This window comes from Pseudomonas sp. MF6747 (assembly GCF_963890955.1).
Taxonomy (GTDB): domain Bacteria; phylum Pseudomonadota; class Gammaproteobacteria; order Pseudomonadales; family Pseudomonadaceae; genus Aquipseudomonas.
Genome location: NZ_CAWPSZ010000021.1, coordinates 17,431 through 39,109 on the forward strand (window position 1 = coordinate 17,431; position 21,679 = coordinate 39,109).

Below are 21,679 nucleotides of genomic sequence, written 5' to 3' on the forward strand. Positions count from 1 at the left end.
CACTCTGCCTTCGCGAGCAAGCCCGCTCCCACAGTTGGATCTACATCTGGCTTTAGTTTTGCGGGGTTTGCTCAGCCAACGCCACCGCCCGGAACATCGCACGGCGCTTGTTCAGGGTTTCTTCCCATTCCAGCGCCGGCACCGAGTCGGCGACGATCCCGCCACCCGCCTGCACATGCAGCTCACCGTCCTTGATCACCGCCGTACGAATCGCAATCGCGGTGTCCATGTTGCCGTTCCAGGCGAAATACCCCACGGCGCCGCCGTACACACCACGTTTGACTGGTTCGAGTTCGTCGATAATCTCCATCGCGCGAATCTTCGGCGCGCCCGACAAGGTGCCGGCCGGCAGAATCGCGCGCAGCGCGTCCATGGCGGTCAGGCCTTCCTTCAGCTCGCCGGTAACGTTGGAGACAATGTGCATCACGTTGGAATAGCGCTCGATGACCATCTTCTCGGTGAGCTTTACCGAGCCGATTTCCGAGACGCGGCCGGTGTCATTGCGGCCCAGGTCGATGAGCATCAAGTGCTCGGCGATTTCCTTGTCGTCGCTCAGCAGGTCTTCTTCCAGCGCCAGGTCGGCCTCTTCGGTCGCGCCGCGTGGGCGAGTGCCGGCGATTGGGCGCACGGTGATCAGGTTGTCTTCGACGCGCACCAGCACTTCCGGCGAACTGCCCACCACGTGGAAGTCGCCGAAGTTGAAGAAGTACATGTACGGCGTCGGGTTGAAGCAACGCAGCGCGCGGTACAGGTCAATCGGTGCGGCCTTGAAGTCGATGGACATGCGTTGCGACGGCACTACCTGCATGCAGTCACCGGCGAGGATGTATTCCTTGATGGTATCCACCGCGCGCTCATAGTCATCCTGAGTAAAGCTGGAGCGGAACACCGGGTCGGCAGCCGGTGGACGGCTGAGGTCCAGGCCACGGCGCGGGGTGATCGGCTGGCGCAGTTTTTCCAGCAAGGCTTCAAGGCTGGCCTGGCCTTGCTCGAAGGCATCGGCCTGGGAAGGATCCGCCAGCACAATCGCGTGCATTTTGCCGGCGAGGTTGTCGAACACCACCACCGCGTCGGAGACCATCAGCAGAATGTCCGGCACGCCCAGCGGGTCCGGGTTCGGGCATTTGCCCAGGCGTTTTTCCACGTAGCGGACGCAGTCGTAGCCGAAGTAACCCACCAGGCCACCGTTGAAGCGCGGCAGGCCGGCGATGGTCGGCACGTTGTAGCGCGCCTTGAAGGCCTCGACGAAGGCCAGCGGGTCTTCAACGTCGTGGCTTTCGATCTCGACGCCATCGAGCGTGATGCTCACATGATGGTCGTGCACCCGCAGCACCGTGCGACACGGCAGGCCGATGATCGAGTAACGGCCCCACTTCTCCCCGCCTTGTACCGATTCCAGCAGGTAGGAGTTGGGCTCGTCGGCCAGTTTCAGGTAGATCGACAGCGGCGTATCGAAGTCGGCCAGGGTTTCGCAGGCCAACGGGATACGGTTATAGCCAGCAGCGGCCAAACGCAGGAATTCTTCGCGGATCATGAGGTGCCTCGTGGCTTGAGGGTCAAACGGTCAGGTGTGCAAACGTGCCGCAGCGCGGCCAGGATCAGTCAGGCGCGCCAACGCCAGCGGGCCAGGGCCTTGATGACTTTCATCCAGAGTTTGCGAGTGACCACCACGATGGGGTTTCCAGAAGGGGTTGATTCGATGTCGGGCAACGTTATCTCAGCGCCCGCTCCCAAGCAACCGGGGATTAACAGACGCAGGTCATCAATCACCAGCGCCGGCGCTTCTTCGGCAATCGGTCGGCCATGGTTATAGCCGTAACTGAGCGCCACGCACTGTACGCCCGCAGCTTTGGCGGCCAGCACATCACTGCGCGAGTCACCGACAAACAACGACTGGGAGGCCGGGATATTGGCCATTTTCATCACGAAGAACAGCGCCGCCGGGTCGGGTTTCTTCTGCGGCAACGTATCGCCACCGATGATCCAGCGGAAGTAACGGCCGATCTTCATGTGATCCAACAACGGCGCGACAAAACGCTCCGGCTTGTTGGTGATCAGGGCCATTTCCACGCCCTGCTTGTGCAGCCACTTGAGCGTGTCGCGTACGCCGGGGTAAACCACGCTCAGCTCGTGGCCGTTTTCATAGGCCGCGTTGAACAACTCCAGGGCGTGCTCAGCCTCCACATCATCGACACCTTCGGCATCGATGTTGTTGGCCAAGGCCCGGCGCACCAGCATCTGCACGCCATTGCCGACCCACATGCGTACCGACTCGATCCCTGCAGGCTTGCGCCCCAGCTTGAGCAGCATCTGGTCCACCGCCGCTGCCAGGTCCGGCACCGAGTCGATCAAGGTACCGTCCAGATCGAACATCACCAGCCGTGGCAGCTTGCCGGGGAACAGCTGCTCAAAGCCGCTCATGGACGCGCCAGCGCCAGTTCGGCGCGCATCGTGTCGATGACGGCCTGGTAGTCCGGCGCATTGAAGATCGCCGAACCGGCCACAAAGGTGTCGGCGCCGGCGGCAGCGATTTCACGGATATTGTTGACGTTGACCCCACCGTCGATTTCCAGGCGGATGTCACGGCCCGACGCATCGATCAGCGCGCGGGCTTCACGCAGTTTGTTCAGGGTGCCGGGAATGAATTTCTGCCCGCCAAAGCCTGGGTTGACGCTCATCAGCAAGACCATGTCGACCTTGTCCATCACGTACTCAAGCACGCTCAACGGCGTGGCCGGGTTGAACACCAGGCCCGCCTTGCAGCCGCCTTCGCGGATCAGTTGCAAGGTGCGGTCGACGTGCAGCGTGGCTTCCGGGTGGAAGGTGATGTAGGTCGCGCCGGCCTCGATGAAGTCACCGACGATACGGTCCACCGGGCTGACCATCAGGTGCGCATCGATCGGCGCAGTGATGCCGTACTTACGCAGCGCCGCGCAGACCATCGGGCCGATGGTCAGGTTGGGCACGTAGTGATTGTCCATGACATCGAAGTGCACGAAGTCGGCGCCGGCGGCCAACACCTTGTCCACTTCTTCACCCAGGCGGGCGAAATCGGCGGAGAGAATCGATGGAGCGATAACGAAGGGCTGCATGACGCACCTTTTTTGAGCTAAATCACGATGGCGCGCATTGTATACCTCATGCTTTGCTGCGCGCACCGTGACCTAACTCAACGGTTAGTAAGCCGCCCGGTAGATTTTCTCGATATCCGCCGCGCTGAGCTTGCGCGGGTTGTTGCGCATCAAGCGTTCAATGCCCGCTGCTTCCGTGGCCATGGCAGGGATCGCGTCCTCGGGAACCCCGAAGCTGCGCAGGCCTGCCGGGATCTCCACTGCAGCGCACAGTCGCGTCATCGCCTCGACGGCCTGGTCGGCGGCATCGTTGACACTCAAGCTGCTGACATTCACGCCCATGGCCTGGGCAATGTCCTGCATGCGCTCCACACACGCCAACTTGTTCCAGTGCATCACATAGGGCAGCAACAGCGCGTTGCTCACGCCGTGGGCGATATTGAAACGCCCGCCCAGCGGGTACGCCAGGGCGTGCACGGCGCCGACCCCGGCATTGCCGAAGGCCATGCCGGCCATCAGGCTGGCGGTGGCCATGTCGTCGCGGGCCTGCAGATTGGCCGGGTTGGCGTAGGCTTTGGGCAGCGCGTTGGCGATCAGCTTGATCGCGCCAATCGCCAGGGCGTCGGTGATCGGCGAGGCATTCAGCGACAGGTAGGATTCGATGGCATGCACCAACGCATCCACGCCACTGGCGGCGGTGACGCTGCGCGGGCATGTGAGGGTCATTTGCGGGCTGATCAGCGCGACATCCGGCAGCAGATAATCGCTGACAATGCCCTTTTTCAGCTGTGCCGCCTTGTCGGAGAGGATCGCCACATTGGTCACCTCCGAGCCGGTGCCGGCCGTGGTCGGGATGGCAATCAGCGGCGGGCCTTTGCGCGGCACCTGGTCGACGCCGAACAAATCCGCCAGCGCGCCGTGGTAACCGGCATAGGCCGCGACGCTCTTGGCAATGTCGATGGCACTGCCACCGCCCACGCCGATCAAGCCGTCATGCCCGCCTTCGCGGTACACGCGCATGCAGTCTTCGACGATGGCGATTTCCGGGTCGGGCAGCACGCGGTCGAAAATTTCATAGGTACGCTCGCCCACGTGTTCGAGCGCCAGCGCCACGGTGCCGGACTTGACCAGCGCGGCGTCGGTGACAATCAGCGGGTTATCTACATCCAGACGCGTGAGCTCAAAGGCCAGCTGTTCGATGGCGCCAGCGCCGGTCAGCAGTTTGTGGGCGATCTTGAATGAGGAAGTACTCATGTGCGCGGCCTCTTATTAATGATGGGCTGGCACAAGAGTAGCTGGGTATTTTGGGTTGCCTAGCATTCAGGGTCTGAATGGTTATTCCCGACTCAACACATAACCAATGTGGGAGCGGGCTTGCTCGCGAATGCGGTAGGTCAGTCAGTGTATGTGTTACTGATCGACCGCATTCGCGAGCAAGCCCGCTCCCACATTTTGATCTCCTCTGGGCTTTAGACCTGGGCGGTACGCAGTTTTTCGCTACGGCCGCGCAGCCATTCAAGCGTCAGCAACAGCAGCACCGAGAAGGCAATCAACAGCGTGGCCGCTGCGGCAATCGTCGGGCTGAGGTTTTCGCGGATGCCGCTGAACATCTGCCGCGGCAAGGTCGCTTGCTCAGGGCCGGCAAGAAACAGCGTCACTACGACCTCGTCAAACGAGGTGGAAAAGGCAAACAGCGCCCCGGAAATCACCCCCGGCGCGATCAACGGCAAGGTGACCCGGCGAAACGCGGTCAGCGGCGAAGCGCCCAGGCTGGCCGCCGCCCGCACCAGATTATGGTTGAAGCCCTGCAACGTCGCCGACACGGTAATGATCACAAACGGCACGCCCAGCACCGCGTGCACCACAATCAACGAGAAGAAGCTGTTGCCCAGCCCCAACGGCGCAAAGAACAAGTAACTGGCCACACCGATGATCACCACCGGCACCACCATCGGCGAAATCACCAGGGCCATCACCAGCGCCTTGCCGGGGAAATTGCCGCGCGTCAGGCCAATCGCCGCCAGCGTGCCGAAGACCATGGCCAGCACCGTGGCGGCCGGGGCGACGATGATGCTGTTCTTCAGCGCGCGCATCCATTCGGCCGAGGCGAAGAAATCCTGATACCAGTGCAGCGAGAAGCCTTGCAGCGGGTACACCAGGAAACTGCCGCTGTTGAACGACAGCGGGATAATCACCAACACCGGCAAAATCAGGAACAGCAGGATCAAGCCGCACAGGATCCGCAAGCTGTAGAACCACACCCGCTCCACCGGTGACATATAAGGGCTCAGCATCGCAAGGTCTCCTCAGCTCAGGCGCAGGCGACTGGCGCCCACCAACCGGTTATAGATCAAGTACAGCACCACGGTCGCCAGCAGCAACAAACCGCCCAAGGCCGTGGCCATGCCCCAGTTGATGCTGGTGTTGGTGTAGAACGCGACGAAGTAGCTGACCATCTGGTCGTTCGGGCTGCCGAGCAGCGCCGGGGTGATGTAGTAACCAATCGCCAGGATGAACACCAGCAGGCAACCGGCGCCCACCCCGGCGTAGGTCTGCGGGAAGTACACGCGCCAGAAGCTGGCGAACGGGTGGCAACCCAGAGAAATCGCCGCGCGCATGTAGGTGGGCGAGATGCCTTTCATCACGCTGTAGATCGGCAGAATCATGAACGGCAACAGGATGTGCACCATCGAGATGTACACCCCGGTACGGTTGAACACCAACTCCAAAGGCTGATCGATCAGGCCCATGCCCATGAGTGCGCTGTTGATCAGCCCGCCGGACTGCAGCAACACGATCCACGCCGCCACCCGCACCAGAATCGAGGTCCAGAACGGCAGCAGCACCAGGATCATCAGCAGGTTGCTTTTACGGGCCGGCAGGTTGGCCAGCAGGTAGGCCAATGGATACGCCAGCAGCAGGCAGACGAAGGTGATCACCAGGCCCATCCAGAACGTGCGGGCAAAGATGTCCAGGTAGATCGCCTGATCAGGCGTGGCCGGGGCCACTTCGCCGAGGTCGTCGATGCGGTGATCGACCGCCGCCAGCAGGTAGTACGGCGTAAGGCTGCTGGTGTTGCGCCGGATCGCCTGCCAGTACGCCGGATCGCCCCAGCGTTCGTCGAGGCCTTCCAGCGCTTCTTTATAAGAGCCAGGCGCTTCGGTAAAAGGCAGCGCCCGCGCGGTTTTGGTCAGCAGGCTACGGTAGCCGGCCAGTTCCATGTTCAAGCGTTTGGACAGGTCGCCCAAGGTCTGGTTTTTGCGCGCTTCGCCCAGGTCTTCGCTGAGCGCCTGGTAGACCGGCTCACCCGGCAGACCACGACCGTCCCAGGTCTTGACCGCCACCACGGTACGCGGCAAACCGCCTACCACTTCCGGGTTGCCGACGCTTTTGTAGAGCAGCGCAACAATCGGCACCAGAAACACCAGCAGCAAAAACAGCACCAGCGGCGCAATCAAGGCCTGGGCCTTCCAGCGGTTGAGCCGCTCGGCACGCGCCAGGCGCTGCTTGAGGGTGGGGCTGGGAATGGCGATAACCATGGCAAACTCCGGAACTTGAAATGAAAGCACTCTGCCCAACACAGCGAATCTCACATGGGAACGGGCTTGTGTGGGAGCGGGCTTGCTCGCGAATGCGGTGGATCAGTCGCCTCAAGTGTTGACTGTCACACTGCATTCGCGAGCAAGCCCGCTCCCACACTTACCGGTTCCCACAGGATTTAGCGGTGTTGCTGGTTACTTGGCCGCCCACGAATTGAAGCGCTGCTCCAACTGCTCGCCGTTATCCGCCCAGAAGCTCACGTCGATCTGCACCTGGTTGGCGATGTTTTCCGGCGTGGTCGGCATGTCTTTGAGCACATCCTTGGCCAGCAACGGCACGGCCTGGGTGTTGGCCGGGCCGTAGGCGATGTTTTCCGAGTAGGTCTTCTGCTGCTGCGGCTGTACCGAGAAGGCGATGAACTTCTTCGCCGCTTCGGCGCGGTCCTTGGCCAGACCCTTGGGAATGGCCCAGGCATCGAAGTCGTAGATGCCGCCGTTCCACACCACTTTCAGGTTGCTTTCTTTTTGCACGGCAGCAATGCGGCCGTTGTAGGCCGAGCTCATCACCACGTCACCCGAGGCGAGGTACTGCGGCGGTTGTGCACCGGCCTCCCACCACTGGATCGACGGCTTGAGCTCGTCGAGCTTTTTGAACGCGCGGTCCTGGCCGTCTTTGCCGGCCAGCACTTTGTACACGTCCTTCGGCGCCACGCCGTCGGCCATCAAGGCGAATTCCAGGGTGTATTTGGCGCCTTTGCGCAGGCCGCGCTTGCCCGGGAATTTCTTGGTGTCCCAGAAATCCGCCCAGCTGGTCGGTGCAGTGGTCAGCTTGTCGGCGTTGTACGCCAGCACGGTGGACCACACAAAGAAGCCCACACCGCACGGCTGGATCGCGCCCTTCACGTAGTCCGCGCTATTGCCGAACAGCTTGGGGTCGAGCGGTTCGAACATGTCTTCGTCGCAGCCACGGGACAGTTCCGGCGATTCCACCTCGACCAAGTCCCAGGACACGCTCTTGGTGTCGACCATGGCTTTGACCTTGGCCATTTCACCGTTGTACTCACCGGCGACGATCTTGCCGTTGCCCGCGCTTTCCCACGGTGCGTAGAAGGCTTTGACCTGGGCCGCCTTGTTCGCGCCGCCAAAGGACACGACCGTCAGGTCCGGGCCTGCCATGGCCTGTGTCGCGCCCATCAAGCCGATGACCAGGGCGGAATATTTAAGGGATCTCAACATTGTTGTTCTCTCCACGTGCAGGGTTGGTGAAGCCATGGGGCGATTAATTCGCCTCTAGAAGTGGGTCGAGCGCGCGAACGTGCTCGACTTGCCAGCCAATCGGTACCACGTCGCCGACCGCCAGGGCTGGGTCCAGCTCGGCAATCGGTTGTTTCACAAAAAAATCGGTCTTGCCGCAGACTTCCAGGCGCACACGCACGTGGTCGCCCAGGTAGATGAACTCGGCCACGCGCCCGGAGAAGCGGTTCACGCAGGATTCGCTGGAGCCATTGAGGCTGACGCGCTCCGGGCGCACCGACAACGTCACCGGGCCGCCGAGCTGGCCGACATTCACCGCCAGCGCCTCGACCTTTTCACCGCGCGCCAGCTCCACCACGCAACGCTCGCCTGTGTGGCTGTGCAGGCGGCCATTGAGGCGATTGTTCTCGCCAATGAAGTTGGCCACAAAGGTGTTTTTCGGTTCTTCGTACAAGGTGCGCGGCGCGGCAATCTGCTGGATCTCGCCCTGGTGGAACACCGCCACGCGGTCGGACATGGTCAGCGCTTCGCCCTGGTCGTGGGTCACGTACACCACGGTGACGCCCAGGCGCTGGTGCAGGTGCTTGATCTCCATCTGCATGTGTTCGCGCAGTTGCTTGTCGAGGGCGCCGAGGGGTTCGTCCATCAACACCAGTTGAGGTTCGAACACCAGCGCTCGCGCCAAGGCCACGCGCTGTTGCTGGCCGCCGGAGAGTTGCGCCGGGTAACGCTGGGCGAAGGCATCGAGCTGGACCATGCTCAGCACCCGTTTGACCCGCTCGCTGACGTCGGTCTTGCTCAAGCCACGCACCGACAGTGGAAAGGCCAGGTTCTCGGCGACGGTCATGTGCGGGAACAGCGCGTAGTTCTGGAACACCATGCCGATGTCGCGTTTATGCGGCGGCACGTTGTTGATGGAGCGCCCGGCCAGCAGGATTTCCCCTGCAGTCGGGGTCTCGAAACCGGCGAGCATCATCAGGCTGGTGGTCTTGCCTGAACCGGACGGCCCGAGCAGGGTGAGGAACTCGCCCTTGCGAATCTCCAGGTTGAGGTCTTTGACGATCAGGTTCTCGCCGTCGTAGCTCTTCTGCACGCCACGAAAGCTGACCAGCACATCATTTGAATCCACCTCGCTCATACCCACACCTTTTGTTTTGGACGGCTGTGGCACAAGCGTAGTCCAGGCGCGAGGCCCCGGAAATCGGGGGCCAGGAGAGATTTGCATCAGCAGGATGGAAGGTTCGGGGTAGGGATTGCCCTACACCGATGGCGGGGATGGGACAGGGCCGCTACAAGGGGCTGGCTACAAGCGGCAAGAATGGGCGCGGCGGTATTTTCGCGGTGTCGTTATTGGGCATGCCGCCTGCCACCGATCATTCTCACGCTGCGCGTGGAAATCATCATGGGTCACAACAGTTTGTGTTCCATGGCGTACTTCACCAACTCAGCCAATGAGGTGATGTTGAGCTTTTGCATCAAACGCGCCTTGTGGGTGCTGATGGTCTTGCTGCTCAGCGCCAACTGCTGGGCGATGTCATTGACGTTAGCGCCTTGGGCCAGGCGCTCGAACACCGAGAATTCACGCTCCGACAGCAGCGAATGCAGCGGCCGCGCGTCGGTGAGGCCGACCTCAAAGACCATGCGGTCGGCCAGGTCCGGGTCGATGTAACGCCCGCCCGCCGCGACTTTGCGAATCGCCGTCAGCAGCAGCGCCGGATCACTGTCCTTGGTGGCGTACCCGGCCGCGCCGACTTTCAAGGCGCGGGCGGCCATCTGCGCTTCATCGTGCATCGACAGCACCAGAATCGCCGGCGGATTGTGCAGCGCGCGGATACGCGCAATCGCTTCCAGGCCGTTCACGCCGGGCATCGAGATATCCAGCAACACCACCTCGCACGCGACATGGCGCAAGGTCTCCAGCAATTGCTCGCCATTGCTGGCCTCGCCGACCACCAGCAGGTCTTTGGCCAGGCCGATCAATTGCTTGATGCCTTCACGGACGATGGTGTGGTCTTCGGCTACCAATACGCGAATCACAGGGGCTTCCTCTTGTGGTTATGCATCCAACGGCACCGTGACACTCAAGGTGGTGCCCTCCCCCGGTTCGCTGTGCAGGCTCAGTTGCCCGCCCATCATCAGCACGCGCTCGCGCATACCGACGACGCCAAAGGAGACCGGGCGACCCTGGGTTTCGACGAACCCGACGCCGTCATCGCTGATGGTCAGCCGCAGGTCGGCGCCCTCCACGCTCAAGGTCAGCTCGACAGTATGCGCCTGGGCATGGCGCATCACATTGGTCAGCGCCTCCTGCAGGATGCGGAACAGGCCGATGGCCTTGGCATCGCTCAGGGCCGGCAGGTTTTCCGGGACTTGTACCAGGCAGGGAATGTGGGTGCGGGCCTCGAAGCGCCGGGCTTGCCATTCGATGGCCGAAGCGATGCCGGCGTCAAGAATCGGCGGGCGCAGCGCGGTCGCCACATCGCGTACGAGCTGGAACAACTGCGCGATCAGGCGCTTCATGCTGTTCAAGCGCTCGTTCAGGCCTGGGTCCAGTTGGGCATAGGCCAGCTCGCACATCGAGGTTTCCAGCTTGAGTACCGTGAGCATCTGCCCGAGTTCGTCGTGCACCTCACGGGCGATACGCGCCTTTTCTTCTTCGCGCACGGTTTCCAGGTGGGCCGACAGCTCGCGCAGTTGTGTTTCGCTTTGCTGCAAGGCGGCCACATAACGGCGGCGCTCGGTGACGTCATTCAGGTAGACCACCAGGTATTCGGCATCGGCAAAGCGCAGGAAACTCAACGACACGTCGGCCGGCAGGATGCTGCCGTCGGCGCGCACGCAATCGGTCGCGAAGGTTTGCGGGCCTTCCTCGCTGGCACGCGCGCGCTTCCACACATTGAGCCAGCGGTCCATGTTCAGGGTCGGGTCGAAATCGATCAGCGGTCGCTCGATCAGCGCGCCCGGCCCATAGCCCAGCATGGTTTCGGCGGCGCGGTTGGCGTAACGCACATGGCTGTCCCAATTGACCCACAGGATGCCGACGGTGCTTTGATCGATGGAGAATTGCGTCAGCCGCAAGGCCTCGGCGCCGGCAGCGCGTGCGGCACTTTCTTCACGGGCAGCCAGCAGGTGGTGTTCGAGCACGCGCTGGTGGCGGCGTTGCCAGAACACCACTGCGAGGCTGGCGAGCAAAAACATCGCCAACAGCAGGCTGAGGTTTTGCCACAGGCCCGGCGATTGCGTCAGTTGCGGGTATTTAGGTTGCAGCCAGCGGCTGTGCAATTGGTCGAGGTCGCGGGCCGGTATCGCGCGCAACGCGCTTTGCATGATGCCCGCCAGTTCCGGCCATTCGCGGCGGGTGGCCACGCGCAGCAATTGCGGCAGGCCGATGTCGCCGACCACCGTCAGCCCGGCAAACTCGGCCTCACCGGCCAAGCGGCTCAATTGCGCCTCATCCACCACGGCATAACGCGCCTGCTGGCTCACCAGCAATTGCAGGGCCTGGCGCTCCATGGGCACGCCTTGCAGGTTGAGGTTGGGATAATTGCTGCGCAGGTAATCGGCCACCGTGCTGGGCATGCGTACGGCAACGCGAGAAAGCTCGTCGAGTTTTTCCAGCTCTACCGCGCCGCCGCCTTCGCGGATGCCGACGATATGCTGGGGCACGCGCATATAAGGGTCGCTGAATAACCACAGGCGCAAGCCGGCCGGTGTTTGCTGCAGGCCGGGGGCGATATCCACCTCGCCGTCGCGCACAGCAGCGTCCAATTGCTCCTGGCTGGGGAAGTTGCGCCAGGTCAGCTCGATGTTCAGCGCCTTGGCCAACCATTGCATCAGCTCGACATTGGCCCCGGACAAGCGCTGCAGGCGCCGATCGTATTGCGCGTACGGCGCCTGCAATACCAGGCCCACGCGCAGCTCCGGATGCTGGGCCAGCCACTCACGCTGCTGCGCATTGAGCGGCGCCTGCGGTATGGCAGGCGCGGGCGCAGCATTCGCCATCAAGGCAAAGCACAAACCGCCGATAACCAGCAGACAGCGAAAACCCATGATCCACGTCTCACATCACTGACAAATACTGACCAACCCATTAGGCTGCTGGAATCACTTCTGGCCGGGAATTAACGATGCCCTTTATCCACCGTTCGGCACTGCCAGCATTGTGCCTGTCGCTGCTATTTACCAGCGCCTTTTCTGTGCAGGCCGCCGACGCGCCTGCACCCGCCGCCGAAAAACCGGCTGAACGCCAACCTCTGCCCGAGCGCAGCCAGGAAGAAGCCAGCGCCCTGGAGCGTCAGGTTCCGCAACAGGAACAGCAACAATTGCAGGCCGGCAGCGATTCATTCCTGGCCCTGTGGAAGCCGGCCAACAGCGCCGAGCCCGAAGGCGTGGTGATTATCGTGCCGGGCGCCGGGGAAAGCGCTGACTGGCCGCAAGCAATCGCACCGTTGCGGCGCAAATTACCCGACGCCAACTGGGCCACGCTGAGCCTGTCGCTGCCGGACGTGAACGTCGACACCTTGCCGCCGCGCGTCCTGGAATCGCCCAAGGCCGCCGTCGATACCAGCAGCAAAGACGGCAGCACCGCGGCCAAACCCATCGAACAAGCCGCCAGCGCCGAAGCCGAAGGCACCGACCCTGCGGTAGTGCCGGGCGCCGATGAACAAGACAAGACCGACGCCAAACGCATCTTCGACCGCATCGATGCCGCCGTTGCCTTTGCCCAGACCCAGAGCGCACGCAGCGTGGTGCTGCTCGGCCACGGCACGGGCGCCTGGTGGGCGGCGCGTTACTTGAGCGAGAAACAACCGTCCCAGGTGCAAAAGCTGGTGATGGTGGCAGGCAAGACGCCGGCGGCCAGGCAGCCAGACCTGCAACAATTGGCCCCGGCGTTGAAGGTGCCAACGGCGGATGTTTTCTACCAGGACGGCGCTCAGGAGCGCAAAAACGCACTGGCCCGCATCCAGGCCGCCAAGCGTGGGAAGAATGCCGGCTATAAACAGGTGTCACTCAAGACCTTGCCCGGCAACAGTTCGGCTGAGCAGGAACAGTTGTATCGGCGGGTTCGCGGGTGGTTGAACCCGCAGACTGCTGCTGAGTAACCTTGATCTGATAACCCAATCAACTGTGGAAACTGGCTTGCCTGCGATAGCGGGCTGTCAGTGACAACTGTTTAGCTGACACACCGCTATCGCCGGCAAGCCAGCGCCCACACGAATGGAGTTGGCAACTCAGGATTTGTGCTGGTTAGCGAAAATCCCGGCGCTCGCGAATCAACGCGTAAGCGTTATGCAGCTCACGGGTTCGCTCGGTCGCTTCGCGCACCTGTGCGGCGCTGGCGCCAGTGCCGGCAATCTTGTCCGGGTGGTGGCGACTGAGCAGGCGGCGATAGGCGCGTTTGATCACACTCGGTTCGCTGGTGGACGTGACCCCCAGAATCCGCATCGCGTCCTGATAGGCGCCCGCGCGATTGGCCAACGGCTTGCGCTCCTGCACGTAATCGGCAGCCAGCGCCTGCAGCTGCTGAGGCGTCCAGCCGAGCCACTTGCCCCACAGGTCGATCAAGTCGCGCTCGGCGTTATCCACCTTGCCGTCCGCCCAGGCCATGCGCCAACAGGCGCGCAGTAAACCCTCTGCGGCATGGGGCTGGGCCTTGAGCACGCGCAGGTAATGGCGCACTCGGTCGGAACCGGACTTGCCTCGATTGAACGCGCTGATCGCCCGGCGCTGGGCCGACTCGGTCATGTCCAGCGCACACATCTCCTGGCGCGCCTGCTGGATATGCCCATCCACCACGCGGCCATTGCTCTTGGCCAGGCGCCCCAACAGCACGAACAGCAGTTCGTCATTGCGCAACGCCGGGCGCCCGCCCAGGCGCTCGCGCAGTTGCGCCCAACTTTGCAGCTGAAGGCGGCGATCCAGCGTCTGCCCCAGCAATGCTCCCAACAAGGCCCCCGGAATACTGGCAATGGCAAAGCCAGCCCCGGCACCGATCAGTGTCCCTGGCCACAACATCTTATTGCCCCGCAGTCAGCAAGGTTTCAACCTGCGCCAGACGCTCCAGCGTGCCGACATCAATCCAGTGTCCCGTCATGTGTTCCCCCGTTACCAGACCTTTGGCCATGGCCGTGCGCAGCAGCGGCGCCAGCTTGAAGGCACCGGCACTGCAACCCGCGAACAATTGAGGGTCGAGCACTGAAATGCCACTGAAGGTCAGGTTATCGGCACCGGGCGCCGCATCATGAAGCAACCCTTGATCCAGGTAGAAATCGCCGCCGGAGGGGTGATGCGCCGGGTTATCCACCATCACCAGATGCGCCAGCCCCTGAAGTGGCCGGCGCAATTGGGTGAAGTCGTAGTCGGTCCAGATATCGCCATTGACCACCAGGAAGGGCTCGTCACCCAGCAACGGCAATGCCTGGAAAATCCCGCCGCCGGTTTCCAGCGGCTCGCCTTCGGCCGAATACTGGATGCGCAGGCCAAACTGCGCACCGTCGCCCAAGTAGCTTTCGATCTGCTGGCCGAGCCACGCATGGTTGATCACGATTTCGCTGAAGCCGGCCTTGGCCAGCGCCTCAAGGTGATACTCGATCAACCGCTTGCCGCCCGCCAGCACCAGGGGTTTGGGCGTGTGCAAGGTCAACGGGCGCATGCGCTCACCCTTGCCGGCCGCCAGGATCATGGCTTTCATACGCTCGCCTCGACAGGTTGGCGCAGGCTGGCAAGCAGTTCGCCCAACTCGGCCAGCTCAGGACGGTCTGCCAGCACCGCTTCTATATAAGCAAAGAAGCGCGGCACGTCCGCCAGGTAGCGTGGCTTGCCGTCGCGATGGCAGATACGCGCGAAAATACCGATCACCTTGAGGTGACGCTGCACGCCCATCAAGTCACTGGCACGCTGGAATTCTTCGAAATCGGCCTGTACCGGAATGCCCAACTGCCCGGCACGCTCCCAATAGCCCCGTTGCCACGCGCGTACGCGCGCTTTCGGCCAACTGAGGAAGGCATCCTTGAACAAGCACGTGATGTCGTAGGTGACCGGGCCGTAGACGGCGTCCTGGAAATCCAACACACCGGGGTTCGGTTCGCTGATCATCAGGTTGCGCGGCATATAGTCGCGATGCACCAGCACTTTAGGCTGGGCCAGGGCGCTGTCGATCAAGTGATCGCTGACGCGCTGCCACAAGGCCTGCTGCTGGGTATCCAACTCGATACCCAAGTGCCGGCGAACGTACCATTCCGGAAACAGTTCCAGCTCGCGGCGCAACAAGGCGACGTCATAGCTGGGCAGCGGCGCGTCCATCGGCAATTGCTGAAAAGCCAGCAATGCATCGATGGCATCGGCGAACAATGGATCGGCGTTTTGCTCGTCAATCACGTCCAGATAGGTTTTTTTGCCCAGGTCATTAAGCAAAAGAAAGCCGCGCGGCAAATCTTCTGCATAAATTTTTGGCACATTTATTCCTGATTTCGCCAGCAAATCAGCGATATCGACGAAAGGTTTGCAGTTTTCCTGGGGGGGTGGCGCATCCATTACGACGAAACTTTGCCCACCGCCTTCCCACCGGAAGTAACGCCTGAAACTCGCGTCGCTGCTGGCCGCGGTCAATGTGGCCGGGGGTACGGCGCCCCAGTCCTGAGCGTTGAAAAGGATCGGCAACTGCTCATCCAGCCAGACTTTCAGCTGTTGTAAACGTAGATCTTGCTCGGGCATTACAAGGGTCTCCGACGGCGCTAGCCGTCAAGCGGGTCATGCTTTATTATCACGCATCTTTTTCAGACCATCGAGAGGCGTGCGGCCCACACCGCGGGCAGATGGCACGCAGGAAGCCCGGACTAATAAGATGGCATTGAAATCCCCCGCGTTTCGTAGAAAATTTCCGTTGCTGGTAACCGGCAGTCTGCTGGCCATGCAACCTTTCGCCACCTCATTCGTGGTCGCCGCGGAACAGTATGACTGCTCAGTCTCTGCTTCGGGTGCCTGGGATTGCGCGCCGAAAACCGCCGCAGCCCCGTTGCCACCACGCCCGGTGCATGACGGCGCAGCCGTCAGCTCGGCCGGCAGCACGGCGCAAGCCAATGCTGACGGCAGCGCCGAGGCCGAACCGAAGACCGCTCTGGTCACCGAAGCCAAGGGCCGTGGCCTGCGTTCGCGCAGCGCCGACTACAGCCACCTGGACTGGGTGCCTCGCGAGAAGCTGACCGCAGCCCAACTGGCTGAAACCGGTCCTTATTGCTCCGGCGCGTACATCGAACCGGTTCGTCCTGGCATGAACGACAAGACGAACAAGAGCGATGCGCCGACCTTCATCGGTGCCAAGGCCTCGCGTTATGAGCAGGAACAACAGGTCGCGACCCTGGCCGGTGACGTTGTCATGCGTCAGGGCAGCATGCAGCTGGAGGCTCAGGAAGCCAGCCTGTATCAGGCCGAGAACCGTGGCGAGCTGAACGGCAACGTGCGTCTGCGCGACAACGGCGCCCTGATCGTGGGCGACCATGCCCAGGTCCAGCTCGACACCGGTGCCGCCCAGATCGACAACGCCGAATACGTGCTGCACAAATCGCGTATCCGCGGTAACGCGCTGTACGCCAAGCGTGCCGAGAACGCGATCATCCGTCTCAAGGACGGTACGTACACCACCTGCGAGCCGGACAGCAACGCCTGGCAGCTCAAAGGCAACAACATCACGTTGAACCCGGCCACCGGCTTCGGTACGGCGACCAACGCGACGTTGCGGGTCAAGAACATTCCGATCCTGTACACCCCGTATATCTATTTCCCGATCGACGACCGTCGTCAATCCGGCTTCCTGCCGCCAAGCTTCAGCACCGGCAGCGAAACCGGCTTTACCCTGGTTACGCCGTACTACTTCAACCTGGCACCGAACTACGATGCCACGTTGTATCCGCAGTACATGACCAAGCGCGGCATGATGGTGGAAGGCGAATTCCGCTACCTCACCAAGTCCAGCGAAGGTCAGTTCGGCGGCGCGTACCTGAACGATGACAGCGACGAGCGTAAAGGTCAGAGCGACTACGAAAAAGACCGTTACATGGTCAACTGGCAGCACAAGGGCGGTCTGGATTCACGTGTAGCGACGCAGGTCGACTACACCAACATCAGCGACCCTTACTTCTTCCAGGATCTGAAGACCTACCAAGAAGGTGTTCAGCCGCGAGACTACGTCAACCAACAGGGTTCCGTAGCTTATCGTGGCGACGATTTCCAGGCGCGCCTGAACCTTCAGGCCTACCAGCTGGCGACGATCTCTCAGATCACTCCGTATGACCGGTTGCCGCAGATCACCTTCAACGGGATGCTGCCATACCACCCGGGTGGCGTGAACTTCACCTACGAGACGGAAGCTGTCCGGTTTGAACGTAGCCTGGAAAAGGGCACCTTCACCGATGAAGATGGCCTGGTTTCGAATCGACTCGACACATTCGTCACAGGCCTGACCCGTGCAAACGGTACTCGTCTGAACGTTGCGCCGGCTGTTGAATACCCGATGAACTGGACCTACGGCTTCATTACGCCGAAGCTCAAGTATGTCTACACCAAGTACGATCTTGACCTGGACAGCACAGGCAAAGACCAGATCATCGCGCAACAGGCGGCAGCGACGGCGGCCAATCCCTATGCCGGCGGCGTGTTCAAGAGCTCTCAAGATCGCGCCATTCCAGTTGCCAGTATCGACAGCGGCCTGTACTTCGACCGCAACACGAACTGGTTCGGCAAAGACTATCGCCAAACCTTGGAACCACGTGCCTACTATCTCTATGTGCCTAACAAGGACCAGAGCGATATCCCGGTATTTGACACCAGTGAATACTCGTTCAGTTACGGCTCACTGTTCCGCGATAACCGCTTCAGCGGCTCCGACCGGATCGGCGACGAGAACAAGCTGTCGTTGGGCGTAACCAGTCGCTGGATCGAAGACAACGGTTTCGAGCGTCAGCGCGTGTCCGTGGGCCAGGCGGTGTACTTCAAGGATCGACAGGTTCAACTTCCAGGCGTCCTTGCGTCCGACCGTGCAGATGCACAGTCTGACGTTTCCCCTATCGCTCTGGAATACGAATACCGCTACAACCGCGACTGGCGCGCAACCGCCGACTACAACTGGGATACCGAGGAGCACAGCGTTCGTTCCGGCAGCGCGATGCTTCACTACCAGCCAGAAGACAACCCGAACAAGATCATCAACGTCGGTTACCGCTACCGCAACGACCAAGTGGTCTACAACCAGCTGACCGGCAAATGGCAGTTTGGTGGCGACTACGGCACCGAGGGGCAGCCGAACTTCATCAAGGATTACTACAAAATCCAGCAACACGATTTCTCGATGATGTGGCCGATCGTTCCGCAGTGGAACCTGATCACCCGCTGGCAGTATGACTATGCCCGCAACCGTACCCTGGAAGCCTTTGGTGGTTTCGAGTACGACAACTGCTGCTGGAAACTGCGCGTCATCAACCGTTACTGGGTTTCCAACGACGAATACAGCCAGATCGCCCCGCTGAACGAAAAGGGTGACCACGGGCTCTTCTTCCAGATCGTCCTTAAAGGACTCGGCGGCCTGACCGGCGCCAAGGTAGAGAGCTTCCTCGACAAAGGCATTCAAGGTTATCGTGAACGTGAAGATCAAGCTTTCTGATTGTCTGCGCCCACTCGTGCTGGGCGCACTGTTCCTGGGGACCGCTTCGGCACACGCTGCGGTTCAACCGCTGGACAAGGTTGTGGCCATCGTCGATAACGACGTGATCATGCAGAGCCAACTCGACCAACGGGTCAAGGAAGTTCAGCAAACCATCGCCAAGCGTGGCGGCGGCGTACCACCTACCAGCGTGCTGGACCCACAGGTTCTGGAGCGCCTGATTGTCGAAAACCTGCAACTGCAGATCGGCGATCGTTCCGGCATCCGTATTTCGGACGAAGAGCTGAACCAGGCGGTCGGTACTATCGCTCAACGCAACAACATGAGCGTTGACCAGTTCCGCGCGGCACTGGCTCACGACGGTTTGTCCTATGAGGACGCCCGTGACCAGATCCGCCGTGAAATGATCATCAGCCGTGTGCGTCAGCGCCGTGTGGCCGAGCGTGTGCAGGTGTCCGAGCAGGAAGTGAAGAACTTCCTGGCATCGGACCTGGGCAAGATGCAGCTCTCCGAAGAACTGCACCTGGCCAACATCCTGATCCCGACGCCTGACAGCGCCAACGCCGAACAGCTCAATGCTGCCGCCGCAAAAACCCAGGCTGTTTATGACCGCCTGAAAGCCGGTGCTGACTTTGCCCAGACGGCAATTGCCGTGTCCGGCAGTGACAACGCTCTGGACGGCGGTGACATGGGCTGGCGTAAAGCTGCTCAACTGCCACCTCCGTTCGACCGTGAGCTGAGTGCGATGAACGTGGGTGACATTACCCAGCCAGCACGTACGCCAGGCGGCTTTATCATCCTCAAGTTGCTCGGCAAGCGCGGCGGCGAGACCTCGCTGAAAGACGAAGTGCACGTTCGTCACATCCTGGTCAAACCAAGCGAGATCCGCACCGAAGCGCAAACCAAGGAACTGGCCCAGAAGATCTATGACCGCATCGAAGGCGGTGAAGACTTCGCCACGCTGGCCAAGAGTTTCTCGGAAGACCCGGGTTCGGCCCTCAACGGTGGCGATCTGAACTGGATCGACCCGAAAGCGCTGGTGCCTGAGTTCCAGGACGTGATGGCCAAGACCCCGCAAGGCGTTCTGTCCAAGCCGTTCAAGACCCAATATGGCTGGCATGTACTGGAAGTCCTTGGCCGTCGCGCCACTGACAACACCACGCAGGCCCGCGAGCAGCAAGCACTGACCGTGTTGCGTAACCGCAAATACGATGAAGAGCTGCAAACCTGGTTGCGTCAGATCCGTGACGAAGCCTACGTGGAAAACAAGCTGCCAGGCGCCGAGCAAACAGGCACCGACCAGGCAGCACAGTGAAACCCCAGCGTTTCGCGGTAACACCCGGCGAGCCGGCCGGCATTGGTCCTGACCTGTGCCTGCTGCTCGCCTCGCACCCTCAGCCACACCCCCTGATTGCCATTACCAGCCGTGACCTGCTCCTTGAGCGGGCCGCGCAGCTGGGTGTGGCCGTTAACCTGCTGGACGTGTCACCGGGCAACTGGCCCGACCTGCCGGCACCTGCGGGCAGCCTGTACGTTTGGGACACTCCGCTTGCCGCCAAGGTGGTTGCCGGGCAACTGAACAAGGCCAATGCGGCCTTTGTACTGGAAACCCTGACGCGCGCCGGTCAAGGCTGCATCGACGGCGACTTCGCCGGCATGATCACCGCGCCGGTACACAAAGGCGTGATCAACGAATCCGGCATCGCCTTTTCCGGCCACACCGAATTCCTCGCCGAGCTGACCCATACCGCTCAAGTGGTGATGATGCTGGCCACACGCGGCCTGCGCGTTGCACTGGTAACGACGCATTTGCCGTTGCGTGATGTGGCCGATGCGATCACCGCCGAGCGCCTGGAGCGCGTCACGCGCATCCTGCACGCTGACCTGCAACAGAAATTCGGCATTGCCCAACCGCGCATCCTGGTCTGTGGGCTCAACCCGCACGCCGGTGAAGGCGGCCATTTGGGCCATGAAGAAATCGACATCATCGAACCGACATTAGAGCGTCTGCGCCAAGAAGGCATGGACCTGCGTGGCCCACTGCCTGCAGACACTCTGTTTACCCCCAAGTATCTGGAGCACTGCGACGCAGTGCTGGCGATGTACCATGACCAGGGGCTGCCCGTGCTGAAATACAAAGGCTTCGGCGCCGCAGTCAACGTGACACTGGGCCTGCCGATCATCCGTACTTCCGTGGACCATGGCACTGCCCTGGACCTGGCGGGCAGCGGCAAGATCGATACCGGCAGCCTGCACGTGGCCCTGGAAACCGCCTATCAGATGGCCGAGACCCGTATATGACTGAGCATTACCAACACCGGGCGCGCAAGCGCTTCGGGCAAAACTTCCTGCACGACGCTGGCGTAATCGACCGCATCCTGCGCTCCATCCACGCCAAGCCGGAAGACCGCCTGCTGGAAATCGGCCCGGGCCAGGGCGCCTTGACCCAAGGCCTGTTGGCCAGTGGCGGGCAACTGGACGTGGTGGAGCTGGACAAGGACTTGATCCCGATCCTCAACCAGCAGTTTGCCGACAAACCCAATTTCAACCTGCACCAGGGCGATGCGCTGAAGTTCGACTTCAACAGCCTCAACGCTGCGCCCAGCAGCCTGCGGGTGGTGGGCAACCTGCCGTACAACATCTCCACGCCGCTGATTTTTCACCTGCTGAACAACGCAGGAATCATCCGCGACATGCACTTCATGCTGCAAAAAGAAGTGGTTGAGCGTTTGGCGGCGGGCCCTGGTGGTGGTGATTGGGGCCGTCTGTCGATCATGGTTCAGTACCACTGCCGCGTAGAGCACCTGTTCAACGTTGGCCCTGGCGCGTTCAACCCGCCGCCGAAGGTCGACTCGGCCATCGTGCGCCTGGTGCCTCACGCCGTGCTGCCGCACCCGGCCAAGGATCACAAACTGCTGGAGCGCGTGGTACGCGAGGCGTTCAACCAACGCCGCAAAACCCTGCGCAACACGCTCAAGGCCCTGCTCAGCAATGCCGAAATCGAAGCCGCCGGCGTCGATGGCAGCCTGCGCCCCGAGCAACTGGACCTGGCCGCGTTTGTGCGCCTGGCTGATCAGCTTGCGATCCAGCCCGCGCCGACCGTGGAATAAGCTGTAACTCGATACAAATGTGGGAGCGGGCTTGTCCGCGATGGCGGTGCA

The 21,679-nt window shown here is 61.6% G+C and carries 18 protein-coding genes; 5 read left to right on the top strand and 13 right to left on the bottom strand.

The window, feature by feature from the left end:
* Positions 1-52: 52 nt before the first annotated feature.
* The 10 genes from trpE to AACW30_RS18585 form a co-directional block, all read right to left on the bottom strand.
* Positions 53-1,534 carry an anthranilate synthase component I gene (trpE, locus tag AACW30_RS18540; protein ID WP_106575504.1) on the bottom strand — a complete coding sequence of 494 codons (1,482 nt, stop codon included), beginning with the start codon at positions 1,532-1,534 and terminating at the stop codon, positions 53-55.
* 68 nt (positions 1,535-1,602) lie between these two features.
* Entirely contained in the window at positions 1,603-2,421 is an 819-nt protein-coding gene (locus tag AACW30_RS18545; RefSeq protein WP_200625587.1) for a phosphoglycolate phosphatase, read from the bottom strand.
* Complete coding sequence (gene rpe, locus AACW30_RS18550; protein ID WP_106575506.1) at positions 2,418-3,092, bottom strand: ribulose-phosphate 3-epimerase; 675 nt, start codon at positions 3,090-3,092, stop codon at positions 2,418-2,420. Before rpe ends, AACW30_RS18545 begins: the two co-directional genes overlap by 4 nt.
* A gap of 84 nt (positions 3,093-3,176) precedes the next feature.
* Positions 3,177-4,325, bottom strand: coding sequence for an iron-containing alcohol dehydrogenase (locus tag AACW30_RS18555; RefSeq protein WP_106575507.1), 1,149 nt, complete (start codon positions 4,323-4,325; stop codon positions 3,177-3,179).
* Positions 4,326-4,540: 215 nt separating this feature from the next.
* Complete coding sequence (locus AACW30_RS18560) at positions 4,541-5,365, bottom strand: ABC transporter permease (RefSeq protein ID WP_028618151.1); 825 nt, start codon at positions 5,363-5,365, stop codon at positions 4,541-4,543.
* 12 nt (positions 5,366-5,377) lie between these two features.
* Entirely contained in the window at positions 5,378-6,610 is a 1,233-nt protein-coding gene (locus tag AACW30_RS18565) for an ABC transporter permease (protein WP_106575508.1), read from the bottom strand.
* A gap of 195 nt (positions 6,611-6,805) precedes the next feature.
* Positions 6,806-7,846 (bottom strand): ABC transporter substrate-binding protein, encoded by a 1,041-nt coding sequence (locus AACW30_RS18570; protein ID WP_119737694.1) that lies wholly within the window; start codon positions 7,844-7,846, stop codon positions 6,806-6,808.
* 43 nt (positions 7,847-7,889) lie between these two features.
* Complete coding sequence (locus AACW30_RS18575) at positions 7,890-9,002, bottom strand: ABC transporter ATP-binding protein (RefSeq protein WP_106575510.1); 1,113 nt, start codon at positions 9,000-9,002, stop codon at positions 7,890-7,892.
* Positions 9,003-9,271: 269 nt separating this feature from the next.
* The gene (locus AACW30_RS18580) at positions 9,272-9,901 is read right to left on the bottom strand and encodes a response regulator (protein ID WP_106575511.1); all 630 of its coding nucleotides are present in this window, start codon (positions 9,899-9,901) and stop codon (positions 9,272-9,274) included.
* Between the two features lie 18 nt (positions 9,902-9,919).
* A complete protein-coding gene (locus tag AACW30_RS18585) occupies positions 9,920-11,914 on the bottom strand; it encodes a PAS domain-containing sensor histidine kinase (protein WP_200625588.1) in 1,995 nt (664 codons plus the stop codon).
* A gap of 77 nt (positions 11,915-11,991) precedes the next feature.
* On the opposite strand from AACW30_RS18585, the gene AACW30_RS18590 reads away from it, so the two are divergent.
* A complete protein-coding gene (locus AACW30_RS18590; RefSeq protein ID WP_200625589.1) occupies positions 11,992-12,966 on the top strand; it encodes an alpha/beta hydrolase family protein in 975 nt (324 codons plus the stop codon).
* A gap of 145 nt (positions 12,967-13,111) precedes the next feature.
* On the opposite strand, the gene AACW30_RS18595 is transcribed toward AACW30_RS18590, so the two are convergent.
* From AACW30_RS18595 to AACW30_RS18605, 3 genes are read right to left on the bottom strand one after another with little or no spacing between them, the layout of a single operon-like run.
* Positions 13,112-13,879 (bottom strand): TerB family tellurite resistance protein, encoded by a 768-nt coding sequence (locus AACW30_RS18595; RefSeq protein ID WP_200625590.1) that lies wholly within the window; start codon positions 13,877-13,879, stop codon positions 13,112-13,114.
* Position 13,880: 1 nt separating this feature from the next.
* Positions 13,881-14,555, bottom strand: a complete 675-nt coding sequence (gene murU, locus AACW30_RS18600) for an N-acetylmuramate alpha-1-phosphate uridylyltransferase MurU (RefSeq protein ID WP_200625591.1) — start codon at positions 14,553-14,555, stop codon at positions 13,881-13,883.
* Positions 14,552-15,577: an aminoglycoside phosphotransferase family protein gene (locus tag AACW30_RS18605; RefSeq protein ID WP_106575516.1), complete on the bottom strand. Its 1,026-nt coding sequence runs from the start codon at positions 15,575-15,577 to the stop codon at positions 14,552-14,554. The genes murU and AACW30_RS18605 overlap by 4 nt, the downstream gene beginning before the upstream one ends.
* Positions 15,578-15,707: 130 nt before the next feature.
* Between AACW30_RS18605 and AACW30_RS18610 the strand changes: the two genes are divergently transcribed.
* From AACW30_RS18610 to rsmA, 4 genes are read left to right on the top strand one after another with little or no spacing between them, the layout of a single operon-like run.
* Positions 15,708-18,518, top strand: coding sequence for an LPS-assembly protein LptD (locus tag AACW30_RS18610; protein WP_200625592.1), 2,811 nt, complete (start codon positions 15,708-15,710; stop codon positions 18,516-18,518).
* Complete coding sequence (locus AACW30_RS18615) at positions 18,493-19,833, top strand: peptidylprolyl isomerase (RefSeq protein ID WP_119737679.1); 1,341 nt, start codon at positions 18,493-18,495, stop codon at positions 19,831-19,833. The genes AACW30_RS18610 and AACW30_RS18615 overlap by 26 nt, the downstream gene beginning before the upstream one ends.
* Complete coding sequence (gene pdxA, locus AACW30_RS18620) at positions 19,830-20,819, top strand: 4-hydroxythreonine-4-phosphate dehydrogenase PdxA (RefSeq protein ID WP_200625593.1); 990 nt, start codon at positions 19,830-19,832, stop codon at positions 20,817-20,819. The genes AACW30_RS18615 and pdxA overlap by 4 nt, the downstream gene beginning before the upstream one ends.
* On the top strand, positions 20,816-21,628 hold the full coding sequence (rsmA, locus tag AACW30_RS18625; protein ID WP_106575520.1) for a 16S rRNA (adenine(1518)-N(6)/adenine(1519)-N(6))-dimethyltransferase RsmA: 813 nt from the start codon (positions 20,816-20,818) through the stop codon (positions 21,626-21,628). Before pdxA ends, rsmA begins: the two co-directional genes overlap by 4 nt.
* Positions 21,629-21,679 lie beyond the last annotated feature (51 nt).

Excerpts from the sequence above, each read along its gene's own strand:
- trpE (WP_106575504.1), bottom strand. The coding sequence starts at position 1,534 with ATGATCCGCGAAGAATTCCTGCGTTTGGCCGCTGCTGGCTATAACCGT.
- AACW30_RS18545 (WP_200625587.1), bottom strand. The coding sequence starts at position 2,421 with ATGAGCGGCTTTGAGCAGCTGTTCCCCGGCAAGCTGCCACGGCTGGTG.
- rpe (WP_106575506.1), bottom strand. The coding sequence starts at position 3,092 with ATGCAGCCCTTCGTTATCGCTCCATCGATTCTCTCCGCCGATTTCGCC.
- AACW30_RS18555 (WP_106575507.1), bottom strand. The coding sequence starts at position 4,325 with ATGAGTACTTCCTCATTCAAGATCGCCCACAAACTGCTGACCGGCGCT.
- AACW30_RS18560 (WP_028618151.1), bottom strand. The coding sequence starts at position 5,365 with ATGCTGAGCCCTTATATGTCACCGGTGGAGCGGGTGTGGTTCTACAGC.
- AACW30_RS18565 (WP_106575508.1), bottom strand. The coding sequence starts at position 6,610 with ATGGTTATCGCCATTCCCAGCCCCACCCTCAAGCAGCGCCTGGCGCGT.
- AACW30_RS18570 (WP_119737694.1), bottom strand. The coding sequence starts at position 7,846 with ATGTTGAGATCCCTTAAATATTCCGCCCTGGTCATCGGCTTGATGGGC.
- AACW30_RS18575 (WP_106575510.1), bottom strand. The coding sequence starts at position 9,002 with ATGAGCGAGGTGGATTCAAATGATGTGCTGGTCAGCTTTCGTGGCGTG.
- AACW30_RS18585 (WP_200625588.1), bottom strand. The coding sequence starts at position 11,914 with ATGGGTTTTCGCTGTCTGCTGGTTATCGGCGGTTTGTGCTTTGCCTTG.
- AACW30_RS18590 (WP_200625589.1), top strand. The coding sequence starts at position 11,992 with ATGCCCTTTATCCACCGTTCGGCACTGCCAGCATTGTGCCTGTCGCTG.
- AACW30_RS18595 (WP_200625590.1), bottom strand. The coding sequence starts at position 13,879 with ATGTTGTGGCCAGGGACACTGATCGGTGCCGGGGCTGGCTTTGCCATT.
- murU (WP_200625591.1), bottom strand. The coding sequence starts at position 14,555 with ATGAAAGCCATGATCCTGGCGGCCGGCAAGGGTGAGCGCATGCGCCCG.
- AACW30_RS18605 (WP_106575516.1), bottom strand. The coding sequence starts at position 15,577 with ATGCCCGAGCAAGATCTACGTTTACAACAGCTGAAAGTCTGGCTGGAT.
- AACW30_RS18610 (WP_200625592.1), top strand. The coding sequence starts at position 15,708 with ATGGCATTGAAATCCCCCGCGTTTCGTAGAAAATTTCCGTTGCTGGTA.
- rsmA (WP_106575520.1), top strand. The coding sequence starts at position 20,816 with ATGACTGAGCATTACCAACACCGGGCGCGCAAGCGCTTCGGGCAAAAC.